Raw genomic sequence first — 21,275 nt, 5'->3', positions numbered from 1 at the left:
GTCATTGTGGGGTCAGTCAGCGGCCGGCGTCGCCATCCTCCGGGGCCCTCTGTTCCTGAGGCGCAATATAGGCCCCCTGCTGCCGCTGGTAAAGGCGATTGGCCTCCAGCAGCACGTACTGGCGGATGGCTTCGGCGCTGGCCTCGTCCACATAGGGGGCGAAACTGACCATGCCCCGGGCAGCCAGTATTCCCTCGCGCACGATGGCCTGCCACTGTTCATGGACGGCGGCGCCGGAGTAACGCAGGTCGGGCGTCAGGCCGCCGGTGCGCATGCCATCGCCGTGGCAGTAACTGCAGTGGCGCTGGTAGATCACCTTGCCGTGCTCCAGGGTCTCCACCGAGGCGGTCACCGGTGCCGGTTTCGGCAGTTCGCGGTCCCGCTCCGGCACTGGCGGCAGGGTAGCCTTGCCCCCCAGTTTATAGACCAGTACCCGGGACAGGTTGGGAATGTCCCAGTGGTGCACGATGGCCCCTGCCTCGGCTCCGGCGCCGCCGCCAAAGCCGACCGCCACGGCGACATACTGCTCGCCATCGATGGCATAGGTGATGGGCGCGGCCATGGCCAGGGTCTGGATGTCATCGCTCCACAGCACCTCGCCGGTAGCGGCGTTAAAAGCGCGCAGCTGGGCGTTATTGCCCTGGAACACCAGGTTGCCGGCGGTGCTGAGGGCGCCGCCACCGGCCACCCGAGTCCAGTCGCTGGCCCAGCGCAGCTCGCCCTTTAGCGGGTCCCAGGCCAGCAGGCGGCCCTTGTAGGTTTCATCCAGCACCTCATTGAGGTTGGGAATATTCGGCGGCACGTTGGCGATGCGGTCAAAGCCCACGTTCCAGTAGCCCTGATTGGGCTGGCGATCGCGCTCGTTGCTGGGCGCCAGGAACTTGATGGGAATCTGCATGGCCGGGATGTAGACCAGGCCGGTGCCGGGGTGGTAGGACATCGGGTGCCAGTTATGGGCGCCGGCATTGCTCGGCAGGCTGACGTTTTCGCCATCGAACAGGCGTGCGTCCGGGGTTTCCACCGGGCGCCCGGTCTCCATGTCGACATGGCTGGCCCAGGTGGTCACGGCGTAGGGCTCCGCCGACAATAGCTCGCCCGTCACCCGGTCGAGCACGTAGAAGAACCCGTTTTTGGGCGCCTGCATCAGCACCTGGCGCGGCTTGCCGTCGATCTCCAGGTCCGCCAGGATCATGTGCTGGGTAGCCGTGTAGTCCCAGGTCTCCCCGGGGGTGGTCTGGTAGTGCCAGACGTACTCACCGGTCGCCGCCTTCAGCGCCACGATCGAGGTCAGGAACAGGTTGTCTCCGCCCCCGGGGCTGCGCAGCTTCTGGTTCCAGGGCGAGCCGTTGCCCACGCCGATATACAGCAGTTCCAGCGCCGGATCGTAGGCCATGGCATCCCAGACGGTGCCGCCACCGCCCCACTGCCACCATTCCCCGGTCCAGGTGTCAGCGGCTTTTTTCATTACGGTTGATTCAAAACCGTCGGCGGGATTACCGGGTACGGTATAGAAGCGCCAGGCCTGCTTGCCGGTTTTCTGGTCATAGGCGGTGACGTAACCGCGCACGCCCAGTTCGGCGCCGCCATTGCCGATGACCACCAGGTCTCCGGCGATGCGCGGCGCCCCGGTAATGGTATAGGACTGTTCGCGATCCGTGGTCTGGACATCCCAGAGCACGCTGCCGTCGTCCGCGTCCAGGGCCACCAGGCGGCCGTCGTAGGTGCCCACGTACACGCTGCCGTCGGCATAGGCCACACCGCGATTGACCGCGTCGCAACAGCCCTTGGCGAGGAAGGACCGGTCCACCTCGGGGTTGTAGAACCACTTCAGGGCGCCGGTTTTGGCGTCCAGGGCGTAGACCATGGACCAGCTGCCGGACACATACAGTGTGCCGTCGACCATCAGCGGCGTGGCCTCGACCCCGCGCCGGGTGTACATGTCGAAGTACCAGGCCAGGCCCAGCTGGTCGACATTGTCGGTGTTGATCTGGCGCAGGGCGGAGTTGCGCTGCTCGCCCACATCGTTGCCGTGCAGGCGCCACTCCGTATCGGCTGCCTTGGCTACGACAGGCTCAGCGGCGGTCGCGGCGCCGGCGAATAAACAGGCCACGCAGATGGTGGCCAACCAGAGCCCCTTGTTGCTGCTCATTGCTCGTTTCTCCCTCTCTGTTATAGTTTTACGGGCGGAACCGGTGCTTCAGTCCTGGTTGCCGGGTTGGGCCTCGTTGGGCCAGTGCACATTGCCGGCGTGGGTGACGGCGCCCCGGGTGGCGGGCCCCACGCTGGCGACGTATTTCTGGGCGTAGCCGGAGCGGGTCATATAGGCCTTGCCGCTGGGGTCGCCCCTTTCAGTGCCTGTCCGCCGTGCCGCCAGCGTCTGTTCGTCAACCTCCAGGGTCAGCGATTTGCTGTGCAGGTCGATGTTGATGGTATCGCCGTCCTCGACCAGCGCCAGCGGCCCGCCCAGGGCGGCCTCGGGGGTGACATAGCCCACGCTGAAGCCGCGGGAGGCGCCGGAAAAGCGGCCATCGGTAACCAGCGCCACGCTCTCGCCCTTGCCCATGCCGTACAGCAGTGCGGTCACCGTGACCATCTCGCGCATGCCGGGCCCGCCAACCGGCCCCTCGTTGCGGATAACCACCGCTTCGCCTTCATTGATGTCGTCCGCCAGTACGCTCTGCAGGCAGGCTTCCTCGGACTCGAATACCCGGGCTGGCCCGCTGAAGCTGCTGCGCTCGAGCCCGGCGGTCTTGATCACCGCGCCATCGGGCGCCAGGTTGCCCTTGAGCACCGCCAGGCCACCGCCCTCGGTGCGCGGCTGCTCGATCGGCATCACCACCCTGCCGTCCGCGTCCGGCGCATCCGCCAGGGCCTCGGCCAGGGTGCGACCGTCCAGGGTGAGGCAGTCGCCGTGCAGATAGCCGCCCGCCAGCAGCTGTTTCAGAACGACCGGGACGCCACCGACTTCGTGGAGGTCGGGATACAGGTAGGGCCCCGACGGACTCAGGTGGGTAATCAGCGGCGTGCGCGCGAAGACGGCGGCCACATCGTCGACGTCGAAGTCGATACCGGCCTCGTTGGCAATGGCCGGGATATGCAGCACGGCGTTGGTGGAGCCGCCGGTGGCGGATACCGCCGCGCAGGCATTCTCCAGGCTCTCCCGGGTCACCAGGTCCCGCGGCAGCGGGTAGTTGGCCTCCACCGCCACCATCAGCTGACGGCCGGCCTTGCGCGCCATGGCCCGGCGCTGGGAGTGGACTGAGGGGATGGTGCTCGAACCCAGGGGGGCGAAGCCCAGCACCTCGGCCACCATGCCCATGGTATTGGCGGTAAACTGGCCGGCGCAGCAGCCGGAGGCGGGCCAGGCCGCGCGCGATACCGCCTCCAGTTCCTCTTCGTCGGACTGCTTTGCGATCAGTTTGCCGGTGTACTCCCCCACGGTCTTGATTTCCACCGGCTGGTCGCGGAAGCGGCCGGGCAGGGCGGGGCCCCCGTTGAGGAAGGCGCCAGGCACGTTGAGGCGGGTCAGCGCCATCATCATCCCGGGGAAATTCTTGTCGCAGGCGCCGATACACATCAGGCCGTCGTACTGGTGGGCGCGCACCACCAGCTCGATGCTGTCGGCGATCACCTCCCGCGACATCAACGAGAAGTGCATGCCGGTGTGGCCGTTGACCAGAGCGTCCGAGACTGAAATGGTATTGAATTCGCGCGGTGTGCCGCCCCCCCGGTAGATGCCCCAGCGGGCCTGTTCCGAGACCTCGTTCAGGCGCATGTTACAGGCGCTCATTTCGCCGTGGCTGGACACCACGCCGACAAAGGGCTGGGCGATGTCCTCGTCGTCCAGGCCCAGGCCGCGCAGCATGGCGCGGGCGGCGGCTTTTACCGGGCCGGCCTTCATCACGTTGGAGCGGTAGGGCGGGCGCTTGGCGTTGTTATCGTTGCTCATTCACTTGTCCTTTCTTTATCTGGCATGCGCACAGGGGCGAGCACCTGGCTGGCGGCGCCGAATCTCTAGCTCTTCATCTTCAGCATGAAGTTGAGGATCTTGTTGGCCTTGCCGGCGTAGGGCGGCATCAGCATATCGACACTGCGGAACGGCCCCTGGTAAAACACCGGGCGCATTTTGGAAAACGTACTGAAGCCCTCGTAACCGTGATAGTGACCCATGCCGCTGTTGCCGACCCCGCCAAAGGGCAGGTCGTGCTGGGCGGCGTGCAGCAGGCCGTCGTTGACGGTCACCCCGCCGGACATGGTGTTGTCGATATACCAGTCAACCAGTGACTTGTCGTTAGTATAGACATAGAACGCCAGGGGACGGGGATGGCCGTCGATATAGTCGACGACCGCCTCGCGATCGCGGTAGGTCATCACCGGCAGCAGCGGGCCGAAGACCTCCCGCTGCATGATCTCCATCTGGTCGTCGACATCGAGCACGATGTGCGGCGGGAAGATACGGCGTTCGGCGTCGGGCTGCTGGCCCTCGAACAGGTTGATGACACGCGCGCCCCTGGCGCGGGCATCCTCCAGGGTCGCCTGCAGGCGGTCGTAGGAGCGCTGGTCGATGACGGCGGTGTAGTCGCCGTTGTTGATATCCGGGTAGCGCGCGTTGCAGATGCGCCGGGCCTCGTCGACAAAATCCTGCTCCCTGCCCTCGGGCAGGAACAGGTAGTCGACGTTGGTGCAGATCTGGCCGGCATTGAACATCTTGACCCACATGATCCGTTCCACCGCCTTGGTGAAGTTGAAATCGGGGGCGATGACGGTGGGGGACTTGCCGCCCAGTTCCAGGGTGACCGGGGTCAGGTGCTGGGCACAGTTCGCCATGACCGCCTTGCCGGTGGCCGGAGAGCCGGTGAAGAACAGGTGGTTGAAGGGCAGCGAGGTGAACGCCGGTCCGCGGCCGTTGCCGTCCTCGAAGAAGGCGAGCTTGCCGCGGGGGAAATACTTCGGCGCCAGTTCCTTGAACAGCTTGGCCAGGGCCTGGGAATTCTCCGACATCTTGATCATGGCGGTATTGCCGGCGGCAAAGATGCCGGTCAGGGGCGAGAAGGCCATGGAGATGGGGAAGTTCCAGGGCACCACGATACCCACCACGCCCAGCGGCTGGGGGATCACCCTGGCCTTCGCCAGCGGATACTGGGTGGCATCGAGATGGCGCTTCTGCGGCTTCATCCACTTCTTCAGCTGCTTGATGGCGTCGAGGATGCCGTCCTGATTGATCAGCAGCTCGGAAAAGATGGTCTCGAAGCGCGAGCGGCAGCCGTAATCGGCGTTGACCGCCTCGATCAGCGCTTCCCGGTTTTCCACCAGCATCCGGTGCAGCGCCTTCAGGTCGGCCACCCGCTCCTGGTAGTCCGGATTGCGATGGGCCAGGTAATAGGCCTGCTGTTCGTCGAAGACGTCCTGGAATTCATCGGGAATGAGTTGTTGTCCTGTTGCGAGCGGCTGGTTCATTGCCTTGACCTCGTGTTGGGGCACTGTGGCCCGTGCTGGAAGTTGATGTCCCGGTGTTTGGGGCTATGACCGCAAATGTAACCGGGTCGGCGCAAAAAGAGTGTCATGCAGGCGACAGTTGACGAATTCCCCCGGATAGTCAGCTAGTTGACAGATGCGGGGCACTGGATAGACGACTATATTGCTACTGCAACCATTAGTCCGGGAGAACAGGCGCATGCGACAGACCACAGGCGGTGACGCGTTTTTTCTGTATACCGATCGGGAGAGCCGGCACCAGCATATTTCGATGCTGAACATCTACGACCAGTCCTCGGTGCGCGGCGGTCCATTACGCTTCAAGACTATTCTCGAGCAGGTGGAGAAACGCCTGGGGGCATCGCCGATCTTCCGCCAGAAACTGGTGCAGGTACCGCTGAATCTCGACTACCCCTACTGGATCAACGATCCGGATTTCGACCTCGAGTTTCACGTACGGCATATAGCGCTGCCCAAGCCCGGGGACTGGCGCCAGCTCTGCATCCAGGTATCCCGGCTGCATTCGCGCCCGCTGGACATGTCCAGGCCGGTGTGGGAGATGTACGTGATCGAGGGCCTGGACAACGTCGATTTCCTGCCCGGGGGCGCGTTCGCCATCATGACCAAGGTCCACCATGTAGCCCTGGACGGTGTCGCCGCCGCCGAGCTGACCATGGCCATCCACGACACCGAGCCCTATCCCGACAAGGAGCGGCGCCAGCGCCGCTGGCGAGCGGAGCGGCCTCCGCGCTCATCGGAGCTGCTCGGCCGCGCCGGTATCAATAACCTGCGCCGCGGCCTGCGTACCGGCCTGACGTTGACCGGGAAGCTGGGCGGCGCCGCGCGGGCAATGGCCTCCTCCAGCAAGGAACCGGTATCTGCCGAGCAGGGCAAAGCGCCGGTGACCCGCTTCAACCAGCCCATTTCGCCCCACCGGGTGTGGGATGCAGCGCGTTTTGACCTGGAGGAGTTCCGGGCGGTAAAGACGGCGGTCCCCGGGGCCACCATCAACGACGTGGTGCTGACCGTCTGCGGTGGCGCCATGATCCGCTATCTCGACAGCAAGCATGAAACCCCCGACCTGCCGCTGACCGCCATGGTCCCGGTCAGCGTGCGCTCGAAAGACGAGAGTGGGGGTGCCGGCAACAAGATCCACCTGAGCCGGACCAGTCTCGGCACCCTGGAGCGCGACCCGCTCAAGCGCCTGGCGCTGGTGCGCAAGAATATGGAGGCGTTGAAACGCGCGAACGCGGTGAGTGCCCGCGAACTGATGGAAATACAGGAGCAGATACCGGCCCCCACCCTGATGCTGGCGGGTCGGGCGGTGGCCGCCTCCCGGGGACCCGGCCGCAGCTATCGGGCCAGCCACAACATGGTGGTCACCAACGTGCCCGGGCCGCAGCAGCCCCTGTACTTCTGCGGTGCGCGGCTGGTGATGTTCACCGGTATGGCGGTCATTGGCGACAATATGGGCATCAGTCACGCGGTCACCAGCTACGACGGGGACCTGGTCATCGCGCCGCTGTCCGACCGCAAGATGATGCCCGACCCCGCGTTTTACCGCGAATGCCTGGAGGCGGCTTTTGCCGAACTCAGGGAAGCGGCAGTGGGCAAGCTTGCCAGCAAGCCGGGCAAGCCGAAAAAGAAAAGCGCCCCCGCGAAGAAACGCGGCAAGCGGGCAACAAGCCGCGGCGGTGCGAAAACATGAATCGACTGACGCTGCTGGACAGCATGTTCCTGGGGCTGGAGTCCCCGGAGATTCCCGCCCACGTCGCCGGGTTGCAGATTTACGAGTTGCCCAGGGGCAAGGGCAGCGCCTGGCTCCACGGCCTGATGGCGGAGCTGCGCCAGCGTCCCCCGGGGTCGCCGTTTAACGAGAAGTTGCACTGCCGCCTGGGGGGGCTGCCGGAGCTGGTGGTGGACGAGGATTACGACCCCGAATACCACCTGCGCCATACGGTCCTGCCCCGGCCCGGAACCGATGAGCAGCTGCGCAGCGTGCTGGCGCGGCTGCAGGCCCACCTGATTGACCGGGACCGGCCGCTGTGGGAATTCCACCTGATTGAAGGCCTCGAGAACCGTCGCTTTGCCTTCTACATCAAGATTCACCACGCCATCTGTGACGGAGCGACCTTTTCCAAGTGGATGTCACAGGCCACCACCCGCAGCGCGGCCAGCAAGGACATGCGCCCGATCTGGCAGCGCCCCCGGATGCGCGCCAGCCGTACCCCGCGCACCGGCCTGGAAGCGCTGCAGGCGCCCGTCAATATGCTGGCCACGGCCCGGGACCTCGGCCTCGGCCTGGGGCAACTGGGCGGAAAACTGCTGCAACGCCGTTTCCTGCAGGGCGACCGGAGTATCGCCCTGCCCCTGTCCAGCCCGAGCACGGCCCTGTCCGCGCCGCCGACCGCGTCGCGCAACCTGGCGTTCACCCACTTCCCCCTCGCCGACCTGAAGGCCATGGGCAAACCCTCGGGGGCCACCCTGAACGATGTGGTGCTGGCCCTCTGCGATGCCGCCCTGCGGCGATTTCTGGCGGAGCAGGGTCAGGTCCCCGAGCAGCCCCTGGTCGCGCTGGTGCCGGTAAACCTGCGCCAACCGGGCAGTGAGGAGGAAGGTAACCTGGTGACCAGTATCCAGGTCAAGCTGGGCGACCGGGACCAGGGGCACGCCGAACGCCTGGCGGCGGTCCGCGACGCCATGCGCAGCGGCAAGGCGCTGTACACCGAAATTCCCACCGTCGCCTCCCAGGCCTACAGCCTTGGCGCCGCGGGCCTCGGGGCCATCGGCACCGCGCTGCACCTGGAGGGCATCATGCCGCCTCCCTGCAACCTGATTATTTCCAATGTTCCCGGACCGCGGGAAACCCGTTATTTCGGCGGCGCCAGATTGCTGGAGACCTACCCGATTTCCGGTATCGCGCCGATGAGCGCGCTCAACGTGACTGTCTACAGTTACGATGGCGAGCTGTTTTTCGGCCTGGTGGCGGGGCGCCGCGCCCTGCCGCACCTGCACGACCTGAAGCTCTGCATAGACGAGGTCTACGATGAATTCCACGAGCAGCTGCTCGGCGCGGACTGAGCAGCGACCAACCAAGGAGAGTATAGACAGATATGAAGATCAACAAAGTATTGATTGTCGGCGCCGGCACCATGGGCCAGCAAATCAGTTTCCAGTGCGCGATGCACGGTTTCGAGACCGTCGTGTACAACCACCGGGCGCCGTCGCTGGAGGTGTGCCGGCAGGCACATCAGTCATTCGCGACGCACTTTCAGCAGACAAGAGGCGTGCCCGCAAAGGACACCGATGCCGCCCTCACGCGGCTCAGCTATTCAACAGATTTGCCCAGTGCCTGTGAAGATGCAGACCTGGTCAACGAGTCGATCCTCGAGGACCTGGCGATCAAGCAACCCTTCTACGAGCAGCTGTGCCAGTACCTGCCGCAGTCGTCGATCATCACCACCAATACCTCGACCTTCCTCCCCAGCCAGTTGACCGGCTGCATCACCCGGCCGGAGCGGTTTATGGCCCTGCACTTCGTGGTCGGCATCTGGGATGCCCCCATCGCCGAGCTGATGGGCCACCCGGGCACCTCAGCGGACACCGTCGCCACCACCACCGATTTTGCCCGGGCGATCGGCCTGGTGCCCATCAGCATCAACAAGGAGCAGCCAGGCTATGTCATCAATTCCCTGCTGATTCCCTGGGCGCTGGCGGCCCAGTCACTGGTGACCAACGCTGTCACCAGCGTGGAAGACGTGGACAGGACCTGGATGATTTCCACCGGCATGGCCATGGGACCCTTTGGGCTCATGGATATGATCGGGCTCGGTACCGTGCACGCCGTGCTGTCCAATCTGGCGGATGCCAGCGGCGATGCCCAGCAGCGCAAGGACGCTGACTACGTGCAGGCGCACTTTATCGACCAGGGCAAACTGGGGCTCAAGAGCGGTTCCGGCTACTACGACTATCCGGACCCGGCCTTCTCCCGGCCCGGTTTCCTGGGCTGAGGCGCCTACTGTCGGCAAGGCGACAGTATTCAGCTGCCCCGTTACTCTATTCTAGCCAGTCAACAGTCTCCAGGCCTGCGAGGGTGCCACCATGGAAAATATCTGTATCGAACTTCATCCCAACGACGATGTGCTTATCGCGCGGGATGATATCCCCGCGGGTACCCCGCTGACGGACACGCTGCGGACCACGTCGGACATCCCCGCCAGCCACAAGGTGGCACGGCGGGCGATTGCCCGCGGGGCCCCGGTACACCGCTACAACCAGGTGATCGGCTTTGCGGCGCAGGACATCCAGGCCGGTGAGCATGTGCACTCGCACAACCTGGAAATGGGCCGGGTCGAGCTGGACTACGCGTTTTGCCGTGACGCCAGGCCGACCCCGCCGCCTGCCGCGCAGCGTACCTTCATGGGTATCCGCCGCGCCGATGGCCGGGTGGCGACGCGTAACTACATCGCCGTGATCTCCAGCGTCAATTGCTCGGCGACGGCGGCAAAGATGATCGGCGACCACTACCGCAACGCCCTGGACGGGTTTCCCAATGTGGACGGCGTGCTGGCGCTTACCCACAAGAGCGGCTGTGGCCTCGATCACCCGCTGCCGGGTATCAACGCCCTGAAAAGCGCGCTCGCGGGTTACGCCCGCCACCCCAATATCGCCCACGTCATAGTCGTTGGCCTCGGCTGCGAAATTGCCAACCTCGGCGACGTGCTCGGCGGGGCCCCCGGGGACTCCTACTCCATCCAGGCCGAAGGCGGCACCCGCAAGCTGGTGGACAGGGTGATCAGCCGTATCGATGAACTCCTGCCGGCGGTGAACGCGGTGCAGCGTGAACCGGTGCCGCTGTCCGCGCTCACCCTGGCCATGCAGTGCGGCGGTTCGTCCGGGATTTCGGGGATCAGTTGCAACCCCGCGCTCGGCCATGCGGTCGACCTGCTGGTACAGCAGGGGGGCACGGCGATCCTGTCCGAGACCACCGAGTGCTACGGTGCCGAGCACCTGCTCACCGCCCGCGCCGCCAGCGAGGAGGTCGGTCGCAAACTGGTGGAGCGCATCAAGTGGTGGGAAGACTTTACCGCCAGGAACAGCATGGTGATCGACAACAACCCCTCGCCGGGCAACAAGGCGGGCGGTCTGACCACCATCATCGAGAAGTCGCTCGGCTCCATCGCCAAGGGCGGCACCACCAGCCTGAACGAGGTCTACCAGTACGCCGAACCGGTCGAGGCCGGCAAGGGCCTGGTGTTCATGGACGCGCCCGCGTTTGACCCGGTGGGCGCCACCGCCCAGGTCGCCGGGGGCGCCACCCTTATGGTGTTCACCACCGACCGGGGGTCCGCCTTTGGCTGCAAACCGGCGCCGTCCATCAAACTGGCGGGGAGCACCTCACTGTTCGAGCGCATGCCGGACGATATGGACATCAATGCCGGGACCATCCTCGACGGCAGTGAATCGGTGGAGGTGGTTGGCGCGCGCATCTTCGAGCGCATCATCGCGGTGGCCTCCGGCGAGCGCTCGCTGAGCGAGGCCATGGGTTATGGTGAGGAGGAGTTCTGCCCCTGGGACATGGGCGTGATGCTCTGACAGTGCCCGGAGGGTAAAACACGAGCGGCGCTCACGGCCCGCCGCTACCGCGCCTGCCCCCGGCATGAACACACCGGGCTTGTGCAGTGCAGCCTTACCGGCGCAGCGGAGGCTGCGCCGGCGCTGAGGCGGTCAGAATATCTTGCCGGGGTTGAGAATGTTGCCCGGGTCCAGCGCCTGCTTGATGGAACGCATCAGCGCCATTTCCGCCGGCGAGCGCGAGTGGGGCAGGAACTCGCGTTTTTCCAGGCCGATGCCGTGCTCCGCCGACACCGAGCCGCCCGCTTTGCCCAGGCGCTCGTAGACCAGGGTCTCGATGGCGTGCTTGTCCTCCACCGGGCCAATGCCCAGGTGGATATTGCCGTCGCCGAGGTGACCGAAGCTGACCAGGCGGGTATCGGGATAGCGCGCTTCGAGCACGCCAGCCAGGTCATCAATATAGGCCTCCATCTCGCGGATCGGCAGGCTGATGTCGAAGATTGCCGGCGGGAACGTGGCGTGCATCAGGGTTTCCACGTCGTCGCGCATCTCCCATAACTGCGCCGCCTGCTGGCTGGACTGGCAGATCACCGCATCGGCGACATGCCCTTCTTCCATCAGCGCACCCAGCACCGCCATGAACTGCTCCTGCTCCCGCTCCGGGTCGGCGCCCTCGGATTCCAACAGCACATAGTAGGGATGGCTGGTCGGCAATACCGCCTGGTGCTTGCCGGATTCATCGGTCATGAAGTGGTAGAAATTGCGCCACATCACTTCAAAGGAGCTGAGCTTGCCCTCCAGTTCGACGCCCAGCCGGCGCAGCAGGCCGGCCACGTCGGCAAAGCTGTCCAGGGCCACAAAAGCGGTTTGCACCGAGCGCGCCCGGGGTCGCAGCCGCAGCACGGCCCGGGTCACAATACCCAGGGTACCTTCGCTGCCGATAAACAGCTGCTTGAGGTCGTAACCGGTATTGTTCTTGAGCATTTCGTTCATCGACGAGATCACCGTGCCGTCCGCCAGCACCGCTTCCAGACCCAGCACCTGCTCGCGCATCATGCCGTAGCGCACCACGCTGTTGCCGCCGGCGTTGGTACCGATCATGCCACCGATCTGGGCGCTGCCGCGGGCGCCGAAGTCCACGGCAAACTGCCAGCCCGCCTCTTGCGCCGCTTCCTGCACGTTTTGCAGGACGGCGCCGGCCTGGACCGTCATGACGCCCGCCTCGGCATCGACGTGCTCAATGGCGTTCATCCGCTCGAGGGAGATCACCAGGTCCTCGGGATTACAGGTAATACCATCCACCAGGCCGGTCAGGCCGCCCCAGGGGACGAGGCTCTGCCCGGCGTCGTTGCACAGGCGCAGAACTTGCGAGACTTCCTCGGTGGAGGCCGGGCGCACGATGGCTCGTGCCGGACAGCTCCCCTGTCCCCAGCTGCGGTTGGGCCGGCTGCTGACATCATCGCCGGTCAGCAGGCCCTTGTCGCCGACGATGTCTCTCAGTTGTGCAAGCAGCTTGTCTGTGTCGCTCATTGTCGCGGTCCTCGTTGGCAGTCAGCGGGTTATTCAGCTGCAGCGGTCGCCGGGTTGGCCGGCGCTGAGGAATTGCTGGATATTGGCCAGCGCCCGGCGCGCCATGTCCGCCCGGCACTCGCCGGTGGCGCTGCCGATGTGCGGCAGCAGGGTGACGTTATCGAAGCTTAGCAGGTCCTGGTGGACCTGCGGCTCGAACTCGAATACATCCAGCCCGGCACCCCCCAGCTGGCCGCCCGCCAGGGCATCAACCAGCGCCTGCTCATCCACCAGCGGGCCGCGCCCGGTATTGATCAGTACCGCGCCGGGCTTCATCTGCGCCAGGGCCTCGCTGTTGACCAGGTGCCGGTTGTCCTCTGTCAGCGGGCAGTTGAGGCTGACGATGTCCGCGCGGGCGAGCAAATCGGCGAGTTCGGCGCAGTATTCGGCGCCCAGCGCTGCCTCGGCTTCGGCCTTGCGGCGTGGCCCGTGGTAGAGAATATTCATGTTGAAGCCCTGCGCCCGGCGGGCCACGGCCTGGCCTATCTCGCCCAGGCCGATGATGCCCAGGGTCTTGCCGTGAACCCGCAGGCCCATATGGCCCGCACCCTGCGCCCACTCGTCGGCGCGCAGCCTGCGCTCGCAGTAGCTCAGCCGGCGGCAGGTCGCCAGCAGCAGGGCGAAGGTGAGGTCGGCGGTGTCCTCGGTGACCACCGGCGTGTTGCTGACCGCGATGCCCCGGGAGGTGGCGGCGGCCAGGTCGATATTATCGGTGCCGGTGGCGATGTTGGCGATCAGTCCCAGGCTGTCCGGGAAGCGCTGGATCAGCTGCTCGGGCACCGGATCGACGCCGGTTGCCAGGTAAACGGCGGCGCCTTCCAGCACCTCCGCCGCAGGGTCGGTGCCGCCGACGCGTACCTCGGCAAAACCGGCCAGTGCCTCGGTGAACATCGGTGGCAGTTCACGCGACAGCACGATGATGGGCTTGCCTGTACTCATTGTGCCAGCTCCTCTATCAGTTCCGGAGAGAATTCGTCGATGCTGCGAATGCCCAGCAGCGCCATGGCCACCAGCAATTCGCGCTGCAACACATCCAGCAGGCTGGCCACCGCGTCCTCGCCGCCAGCAGCCAGGGCGTACACCCAGGGCCGGCCCATCAGCACGCCGTCGGCGCCCAGGGCCAGGGCCTTGGCCAGGTCGATGCCGCTGCGGATGCCGCCGTCCAGCAGGATCTCCGTCTGCTCACCGAGGGCGGCGCCGATGGCGCCGAGTTTGCTGATACTGGAGGCCACGCCGTCGAGCTGGCGACCACCGTGGTTGGAGACCACCAGGCCGTCGGCGCCGGTATCGACTGCGGCGCGGGCGTCATCCACTTCCAGCACGCCCTTGATGTACAGCTTGCCCTTCCAGATGCCGCGCAGCCAGGCGATGTCCTCCCAGGTGACGGTGGGATCGAACTGCTGGTCGATAAAGGCTTTGTAGGCGTCCAGGTCATCGGGATCGGGCACCACGTCCCGCAGGTTGCCGATGCAGTGGGGCTTGCCGCGGATGCCCACGTCCAGCGCCCAGGCGGGGCTGGTGGCGAGCTGGGCGAGGTAGGACAGCTTGCCCGGAATACCGCCGCCGAGCATGCCGTTGCGGTAGTCGCGCAGGCGCATGCCGGCCACCGGCAGGTCGACGGTGAACAGCAGGGTGTCGCAGCCCGCCGCCGCGGCCCGCGCCAGCAGTTTCTCGACGATGGCCCGGTCCCGCAGCATGTACAGCTGGAACCAGGGCGCCCGGCCGGTCGCCGCGACTTCCTCCAGGGTGCAGATGCCCAGGGTGGAAAGCGTGAAGGGAATACCGGCGCGCTGTGCCGCGCGGGCGCCCTGCGCCTCCCCGCGGCAGGCGTACATGCCGGCCATGCCCACCGGCGCCAGGGCCAGGGGCATGTTGACCTCCCGCCCGGCCAGGGTGCTGGCGGTGCTGACTCCGTCCACGTCCCGCAGTACCCGCTGCAGCAGGTGATAGCGGCCAAAGTCACTCTCGTTGGCCGCCGCCGTGACCTCGTCGTTGGCCGCACCATCGAGGTAGTCGAACAGGAAGCGCGGCAGGCGGCGACGCGCGCGACGGCGGTAGTCGCCCACGGTGACGGGTACAACATCGTAAATACTCATGGCAGCATCTCTTCTTGTCTTCGGTTTCCAGTAGGTATTACATGGCCGCAAGTCTGGCAGGGATTGCCCGCCAACTCTGTCGCCCCGGCGACAGTTGTCAGCCAATGGCCGCCACCACCATGACCGCCAGTGTCGCCAGCACGGGAATCACCACGGTGATAATGCCGACGTCCTTGTAGGCTTCCCGGTGGCTCAGCCCGGTAATGGTCAGCATGGCCACGATCGCGCCGCAATGGGGCAGTGAGTCAAAGCCGCCGCTGGCCATGGTGGACACCCGGTGCAGGACCTGGGGATCGATGCCCATCTCGATGTAGGCCGGTGCCATGGTTTGCATGAAAATCTGCAGGCCGCCGGAAGCCGATCCGGTAATGGCGGAGACCAGGCTGACCGAGGTGAACATCGAGAGCAGCGGCGGCAAGCCGGAATCCAGCATGATGGACGTGAACTGGGAAAACCCGGCGGTGTGGGTGACCACGCCGCCAAAGCCGATCACCGCGGCGGTATTGATCAGCGGCATGATGGCGTCCTGGGTGCCCTCGCCCATCACGTGCAGGGCGTGTCTGCGGACAAAGGGAAACAGTGCTGCCGCCAGCAGTGAGCCGGCGATCAGGGCAATGCTGGGCCAGACAATGGGCTGGCTGTTGGCAAAGCGCAGCAGCGCCATGATGCCGTCCCCGCTGTCGATGGCGCCCTCGGGCAGGGCCAGGGTGAGTACCCGCGGCAGGATAATGGTCAGCAGCACCAGGGCCAGCGGCAGGCAGGCCAGGGCCCAGTGGGGGTAGGCGCTGTCCTCGATGTCGGTGATGCGGTCCCGGGGGCCGGCCTGGAAGTGCTCACCGCGCGCGGCGGCGAGTACCCGCTGGCGCTCCAGGTACCAGATGCCGCCCGCAAACATCAGGCCGCCACCGAGCAGCCCGAGCCAGAATCCCGCGAACAGGTCCGTGCCCAGCGCCGAGGCGGCGATCACGTTGTGGATGGACGGCGTACCGGGCAGGGCGGTGAGGGTGAAGGTGCCAGCCCCCAGGGCGAGGGCGGCGCAAAACAGGCGCTTGGGAATATCGGCTTCCTGCAGCAGCTTGAGTCCCAGGGGGTACATGGCGAACACCACCACGAACACCACCACCCCGCCGTAGGTCAGCAGGCCGCAGGCCAGGGTGGTGATCCACAGCGCCCGGTGGGCCCCCAGCTTGCGCACCAGCGCCAGGGCGATACTGGCCGCGGCATGGCTGTCGCCCATTACCCGGCCGAAGATGGCGCCGGCGGTAAACAGCAGGAAAAACTTGCCGGCGAAGGTGAAGGCGCCCAGTGGCCCGAAGGCGTAGAAGTCGGTCATGCCCGCGGCCAGCGGCAAGCTGTTGGTCAGGATCACCAGCAGGGAGCAGAGCAGGGACGCAAAAACGATATTGACCCCGCGCAGCGCCAGCCAGATCAACAGGGCCACACTGCCCAGCAGTCCCATATACGCCATAGTTTACTCCTTGGTCAGGCGGCCGGGGGCCAGCCCTTGATTAGTATTCTAGGGTAGTAGTGTAGCCCCTGTCGGGGCAGAAGTTTGTCGGCAAGGTGACAATCCGGGAAGCCTGCCGGGGCAGGTAGGTGCCGCCTGTGGCCCTGGCCGCGGCTCCGGCCGGGCAGCACGGACTCAGATATAGTAAATCAGCACATAGGCCGACAGCAGGATGGCGATCCAAATGGCGGTGGTGCCGATGGTCCAGGAACGGGCGAATACCGCCTGCTCCTCACTGTCGGCCGTGTGCGGCTGGCCGAGATAGCGGGCGGTGAAATTGTGCAGCATTTTCCGCCAGGCCGCCCCCATCCGGGTACGCAGGTCGCCCAGGGCATCCAGGTAGCGCGCCAGGCGCCCCGCCAGCAGGGGCAGGCCCCGCCGCCACAGCCAGTCCACATCGAGGCTGATGGTCTCGGTGCGTTTCATCAGCGGCAGCAGCAGGAAGAAGGCCAGCCCCGAGAACAGCAGCAGTTGCAGGTAGAACAGCACCTTGCCGGGGGTGTAAGCCACGTAGTCAACCGGGTAGGGCAGGAACTGGTACAGCCACTCGGGGAAAATGCCCAGTACCAGGCACAGTGCCGAGAAAATAATCATCGCCGCGGCCATGTTCCAGGGCGCGTCCTTGGGCCGCAGCCCGGAATCCTTCTGGAAGAATACGAACCAGGGGAACTTGATGCCGGCGTGCAGGAATACCCCGGCGGAGGCCGCGGTCAGCAGCATGTAAACCCAGACCAGCTCCTCACTGGCGGCGGCCTGGGAGATCATGCTCTTGGTGGTGAAACCCGAGGTCAGCGGGAAACTGGAGATCGACAGGGCGCCGACAATGCAGCAGGCGGTGGTGAGCGGCATGGTCCGGAACAGCCCGCCGAGTTCGCTGCAGCGATTGCGCCCGGTGCGATAAATGACCACCCCGGCGCTCATGAACAGCAGCGCCTTGTAGATGATGTGGGCGAAGGCGTGGGCGGCGGCGCCGTTCAGTGCCAGCTGGGTGCCAATACCCACGGCGCAGACCATGAACCCGACCTGGTTGACCACCGAGTAGGCGAGTATGCGGCGGATGTCATTTTCCAGCAGCGCGTAAATAATGCCGTACATGATCATGAACAGGCCGACCCAGACCAGTAGCGGCTCCCCGGGGAACAGCAGGATCAGGGCCAGTACCGCGGTCTTGGTGGTAAACGCGGAGAGAAACACCGAACCGGTGAAGCTGGACTCCGGGTAGGCGTCCGCCAGCCAGGCCGACAGCGGTGGCGCCGCGGCGTTGATCAGGATGCCGCACAGAATCATCCAGCTGTTGAAGTCCTGGGCCAGCATGGGAGTGATCTGGATGGATCCGGTGCTGACCACCACGCCCTCGATCCCGACCTTCAGTATCACCCCGCCAACCAGGTGGAGGATGGCGTAGCGGATGCCGGCGGCGCGGGCGGCGGCGTTGCCACCGCACCACACCACAACGGTGGAAAACAGGGCCATCAGCTCCCAGTAGATGAACAGGGAAATCAGGTCGCCGGCAAAGCTGACCCCGATCGCCCCGGCGGCGTAGAAATAGGCCGCCGCCAGCTCGTGCCAGCGCGCCAGGCGGAAAGCGAACAGGCCGCCGACAAAGGCCATCAGGGCAAAGATGGTGGCAAACAGGCGGCGCAGCGGGCCCCCTTCCACCGGTTCGATCTGGTAGGACAGGAAGCGCACCGTGTCCTGCACCCCGTCGGGCACCTGCCACACCGCCCACAGGGTGAGCAGCGGCGCCAGCAGCACCACCGCGGTGCGCACATGGCCGCGGGCCGGGCCGATGGCCAGGGCGGCCACCACCATGATCAGCGCGGGCGACATCAGCTCAGGCATGCTCTTCAGGCTCCGCGTAGTAGTCGTTGGGGCGTTTGAGCAAATAGCCCAGGCCCTTGGCGAACAGCACCATCAGCAGGCAGCTCAGGAAACCGAACACGGCGCCGAAGCCCAGCCAGCCATCCACGGTGAAGTAGCCCTTGACGTAAATCACCAGCTGGGCCAGCACGGTCAGCGCCAGCACGCTGGCAAAGCCCCACCACAGTTTGCGGATGGTGGCCGGGCGCGTCAGCCAGTGGTTGTCGTTTTGCGTGCTCATGGCAGCAGGCCCTCCACCAGTTGTTGCTCCAGTTCGATCACCGGGCCGTTGAAGAAAAAGAAGCCCAGGGTCAGCAGGGCCGTGGTGCACAGGGCGATAATCACCAGCAAGGGGGCCTCGCCGTGTTGCTTGCCCCCCGGCTGCTCGCTGTAGAACCAGGCCGCGAACACGATCGGTAAAAAGTAGATCGCGTTGAGGGCGGTGCTGCCGATGATGGTGAAAATCGCCAGCAGGTTATTGGCCTCGAAGGCCCCGGCCAGGATATACCACTTGGACACGAATCCGGCGGTCGGCGGTACGCCGATCATACTCAGGGCGCCGATGGTAAAGGCGGCCATGGTCCAGGGCATGCGCCGGCCGATACCGCGCAGCTGGACCAGTTCGGTCTTCTTGGCGGCGGTGTATATGGCGCCGGCGGCGAAGAACAGGGTGATCTTGCCGAAGGCGTGGGCCACCATGTGCACGGCGGCGCCGATTTCGGCCAGCGGCTTGAGCACCGCCGCCGCCATCACCACGTAGGACAGCTGGGCAATGGTGGAGTAGGCCAGCAGGCGTTTCAGGTTCTGCTGGCGCAGGGCTACCAGGCTGGCGGCAATAATGGTGAAGGCGGCGGCATACACCAGCCAGCCGGAGCTGGGCGTGGCGAACAGGAAATCGACGCCGAAGATGTAGACGATCACCTTGGTGACGGTGAATACCCCGGCCTTCACCACCGCCACCGCGTGCAGCAGGGCGCTGACCGGGGTGGGCGCAACCATGGCGGCCGGCAGCCAGCGGTGCACCGGCATCACTGCCGCCTTGCCGATGCCGAACACGAACAGCGCCAGCAGCAGGCCGACATCGGCCCCGGCGATGTTCCCTTCGAGAATGCCGCCGGGGGTGAAGTCGCCGTGCCCGGCCACGTGGTAGGTCCACAGGATGGCCGGCAGCAGCAGGCCGATGGAGGTGCACAGCAGGATGCCCAGGTAGACCCGCGCCGAGCGGATGGTGGCCTCGTCGCCCTTGTGTGCCACCAGCGGGTAAGTGGACAGGGTCAGCAGCTCGTAGCACAGGAACAGGGTCAGCAGGTTACCGGCGAAGGCGATGCCGATGGTGGCCGCCAGGGCCAGGGCGAAGCAGGTATAGAAGCGGGTCTGGTTTTTTTCCTTGTTGCCGCGCATGTAACCGATGCTGTACACCGAGTTGACAATCCACAGGCCGGAAGCCAGGGCGGCAAACAGCATGCCCAGCGGCTCCACCTCGAAGGCGATGGCGACCCCCGGCAGCATTTCGCTGACGGTCAGCGCCGGCCGGGCACCGGCGAACAGCGCCGGCAGCATGCCCCACACCACCCAGGCCAGGGTGGCGGCGCCGGTGAGGGTGACGCCCTCGCGCAGGTTGTCGGAAATCCGCCCGGCCAGCTGGATGCCCAGCGCGGTCACCAGCGGCACGCAGATAGCGAGGAGTATGACCTTGTCACCGCTCACAGGGTGTGCCTCATCAACAGGTTTGCCGCCGCGGAGGCCAGCGCCAGCGGGAACTGGGGAAAGAAGCCGAAGCCGATGTTGGCCAGCGCCACCAGCCAGGTCACCAGCAGCAGCTGCAGCGGGGCCTCGGTCGGCGCCGCCTCGGCCACGGGGGGCTTGAAGTACAGGGTCTCGACCATGCGCCAGACGTAGGCCAGGGCCATCAGCGAACTGATGATGATAATCGCCACCAGCAGCCAGGCGAAGTCGCCCTGGTCCATGGCCGCGTCTATCAGCAGCCACTTGCTGATGAAGCCGGCGGTGCCGGGCACCCCGATCAGGCTGAAACCGCAGATGACCAGGGCGGCGGTCGTCCACGGCATGCTGCGGGCGGCGCCGGCCAGCTGGTCCAGGCGCAGGTCGCGGTAGTGGCAGGCCAGCCCGGCAATGGCCAGGAACAGGCCGCCCTTGGCCAGGGCGTGGTTGAACATGTGGGCGGCAGAGGCGGTCAGTCCGGCCACGGAAATAAAGCTCGCGCCGAGGATGATGTAGCCGATTTGCGCCACCGACGACATTGCCAGCAGTCGCTTGATATGGCCCTCGAACATGGCTACCGCGGAGGCGACCAGGATTCCCAGCAGGGCCAGCGGCAGCAGGAACAGGGAGAACTGCAGGCCGTGGTTGGTCAGGTTGGCCTGGAACACAAAAAAGTCGAAGCGGATCAGCACGTAGATGGCCACCTTGGTGGCGCAGGCGGCGAGAAACACCGTCACCATGTGCGGGGCGTGGGCGTAGGCGTTGGGCAGCCACACATGCAGCGGGAACACCGCCGCTTTCAGGGCCAGGCCGATGGTGATAAAGCCCGCCGCCACCAGGATCGGGTTGATCTCGGTGACGTTGACGATGCGGGTTTCCATGTCGGCCAGGTTGAGGGTGCCGGTCATCATGTACACCAGGCCCACGCCGATCAGGTAAAAGGTGGCGCCGATGGTGCCCATGATCAGGTACTTGAACACCGCCGGCAGGGCGCGCCGGTCGGGGCCGCCGGCGATCAGCACATAGCTGGCGAGGGAGGAAATCTCCATGAATACGAAAATATTGAAGGCGTCGGCAGACACCGCGATGCCCGCCAGCCCCGCCAGTGCCAGCAGCCAGGCGGCGTAAAACAGCGGCTGGCGCTCATGCTCGATCTGGCGATTTATACTGGGCCGGGCAGCGATCATGGCGGCGGCCGCGGCGCCGCTAACGATGAGCAGGACCAGGGAGCTGAAGGGCCCCACCGACAGTTCAATCCCGTAGGGTGCGTCCCAGCCGCCCATGTCGTAACGCAGGTGGCCGCCATCGGCCACCACCATGGCCATGTTCAGGGCGATGGCGAAACTCAGCAGGGCAGCGGCGGTGGCGCCGGCCCAGGCCAGGCCGCGGGGCCGCAGCAGCAGGACCAGCGGCGCAGACAGCATCGGCACGATAACCTGCAGGGCCGGCAGGTGGGGTGTCAGGTCCATGAA

15 protein-coding genes are annotated in these 21,275 nt (G+C 65.6%); 4 read left to right on the top strand and 11 right to left on the bottom strand.

Annotated elements, in window-relative coordinates; genetic code table 11:
• Positions 1 to 16: 16 nt before the first annotated feature.
• The 3 genes from DWB85_RS08315 to DWB85_RS08305 all read right to left on the bottom strand — a co-directional run bounded on the left by DWB85_RS08315 (position 17) and on the right by DWB85_RS08305 (position 5,457).
• A complete protein-coding gene (locus tag DWB85_RS08315; protein WP_117953753.1) occupies positions 17 to 2,149 on the bottom strand; it encodes a PQQ-dependent dehydrogenase, methanol/ethanol family in 2,133 nt (710 codons plus the stop codon).
• Between the two features lie 48 nt (positions 2,150 to 2,197).
• Positions 2,198 to 3,949 (bottom strand): dihydroxy-acid dehydratase, encoded by a 1,752-nt coding sequence (gene ilvD / locus DWB85_RS08310; protein WP_117953752.1) that lies wholly within the window; start codon positions 3,947 to 3,949, stop codon positions 2,198 to 2,200.
• A 65-nt stretch (positions 3,950 to 4,014) separates the two neighbouring features.
• Positions 4,015 to 5,457 carry a coniferyl aldehyde dehydrogenase gene (locus DWB85_RS08305; RefSeq protein ID WP_117953751.1) on the bottom strand — a complete coding sequence of 481 codons (1,443 nt, stop codon included), beginning with the start codon at positions 5,455 to 5,457 and terminating at the stop codon, positions 4,015 to 4,017.
• Between the two features lie 217 nt (positions 5,458 to 5,674).
• Between DWB85_RS08305 and DWB85_RS08300 the strand changes: the two genes are divergently transcribed.
• From DWB85_RS08300 to DWB85_RS08285, 4 genes are all read left to right on the top strand, one after another.
• Positions 5,675 to 7,183 (top strand): WS/DGAT/MGAT family O-acyltransferase, encoded by a 1,509-nt coding sequence (locus DWB85_RS08300; RefSeq protein WP_117953750.1) that lies wholly within the window; start codon positions 5,675 to 5,677, stop codon positions 7,181 to 7,183.
• Complete coding sequence (locus DWB85_RS08295) at positions 7,180 to 8,556, top strand: wax ester/triacylglycerol synthase family O-acyltransferase (RefSeq protein ID WP_162846059.1); 1,377 nt, start codon at positions 7,180 to 7,182, stop codon at positions 8,554 to 8,556. Before DWB85_RS08300 ends, DWB85_RS08295 begins: the two co-directional genes overlap by 4 nt.
• Positions 8,557 to 8,588: 32 nt before the next feature.
• Positions 8,589 to 9,485, top strand: coding sequence for a 3-hydroxyacyl-CoA dehydrogenase (locus DWB85_RS08290; RefSeq protein WP_117953748.1), 897 nt, complete (start codon positions 8,589 to 8,591; stop codon positions 9,483 to 9,485).
• Between the two features lie 91 nt (positions 9,486 to 9,576).
• A complete protein-coding gene (locus DWB85_RS08285) occupies positions 9,577 to 11,070 on the top strand; it encodes a UxaA family hydrolase (protein WP_117953747.1) in 1,494 nt (497 codons plus the stop codon).
• Positions 11,071 to 11,202: 132 nt separating this feature from the next.
• On the opposite strand, the gene DWB85_RS08280 is transcribed toward DWB85_RS08285, so the two are convergent.
• From DWB85_RS08280 to DWB85_RS08245, 8 genes are all read right to left on the bottom strand, one after another.
• Positions 11,203 to 12,579 (bottom strand): FAD-binding oxidoreductase, encoded by a 1,377-nt coding sequence (locus DWB85_RS08280; protein ID WP_117953746.1) that lies wholly within the window; start codon positions 12,577 to 12,579, stop codon positions 11,203 to 11,205.
• Between the two features lie 33 nt (positions 12,580 to 12,612).
• A complete protein-coding gene (locus tag DWB85_RS08275) occupies positions 12,613 to 13,557 on the bottom strand; it encodes a 2-hydroxyacid dehydrogenase (RefSeq protein ID WP_117953745.1) in 945 nt (314 codons plus the stop codon).
• Complete coding sequence (locus DWB85_RS08270; protein WP_117953744.1) at positions 13,554 to 14,714, bottom strand: L-lactate dehydrogenase; 1,161 nt, start codon at positions 14,712 to 14,714, stop codon at positions 13,554 to 13,556. The genes DWB85_RS08275 and DWB85_RS08270 overlap by 4 nt, the downstream gene beginning before the upstream one ends.
• 97 nt (positions 14,715 to 14,811) lie before the next feature.
• Entirely contained in the window at positions 14,812 to 16,182 is a 1,371-nt protein-coding gene (locus DWB85_RS08265; protein ID WP_117953743.1) for a GntP family permease, read from the bottom strand.
• Positions 16,183 to 16,356: 174 nt separating this feature from the next.
• Positions 16,357 to 18,063, bottom strand: a complete 1,707-nt coding sequence (locus DWB85_RS08260) for a Na(+)/H(+) antiporter subunit D (RefSeq protein WP_117953742.1) — start codon at positions 18,061 to 18,063, stop codon at positions 16,357 to 16,359.
• Positions 18,056 to 18,322 (bottom strand): hypothetical protein, encoded by a 267-nt coding sequence (locus DWB85_RS08255; RefSeq protein ID WP_117953741.1) that lies wholly within the window; start codon positions 18,320 to 18,322, stop codon positions 18,056 to 18,058. Before DWB85_RS08255 ends, DWB85_RS08260 begins: the two co-directional genes overlap by 8 nt.
• Complete coding sequence (locus DWB85_RS08250; protein ID WP_117953740.1) at positions 18,319 to 19,788, bottom strand: monovalent cation/H+ antiporter subunit D family protein; 1,470 nt, start codon at positions 19,786 to 19,788, stop codon at positions 18,319 to 18,321. Before DWB85_RS08250 ends, DWB85_RS08255 begins: the two co-directional genes overlap by 4 nt.
• The gene (locus DWB85_RS08245; protein ID WP_117953739.1) at positions 19,785 to 21,272 is read right to left on the bottom strand and encodes a monovalent cation/H+ antiporter subunit D family protein; all 1,488 of its coding nucleotides are present in this window, start codon (positions 21,270 to 21,272) and stop codon (positions 19,785 to 19,787) included. The genes DWB85_RS08250 and DWB85_RS08245 overlap by 4 nt, the downstream gene beginning before the upstream one ends.
• Between the last annotated feature and the right edge of the window lie 3 nt (positions 21,273 to 21,275).

This window comes from Seongchinamella sediminis, from assembly GCF_003457605.1.
GTDB lineage: Bacteria > Pseudomonadota > Gammaproteobacteria > Pseudomonadales > Halieaceae > Halioglobus > Halioglobus sediminis.
The sequence above is the reverse complement of the archived record's forward strand: the minus strand, read 5'-3'. Positions and strand labels throughout refer to the sequence as shown.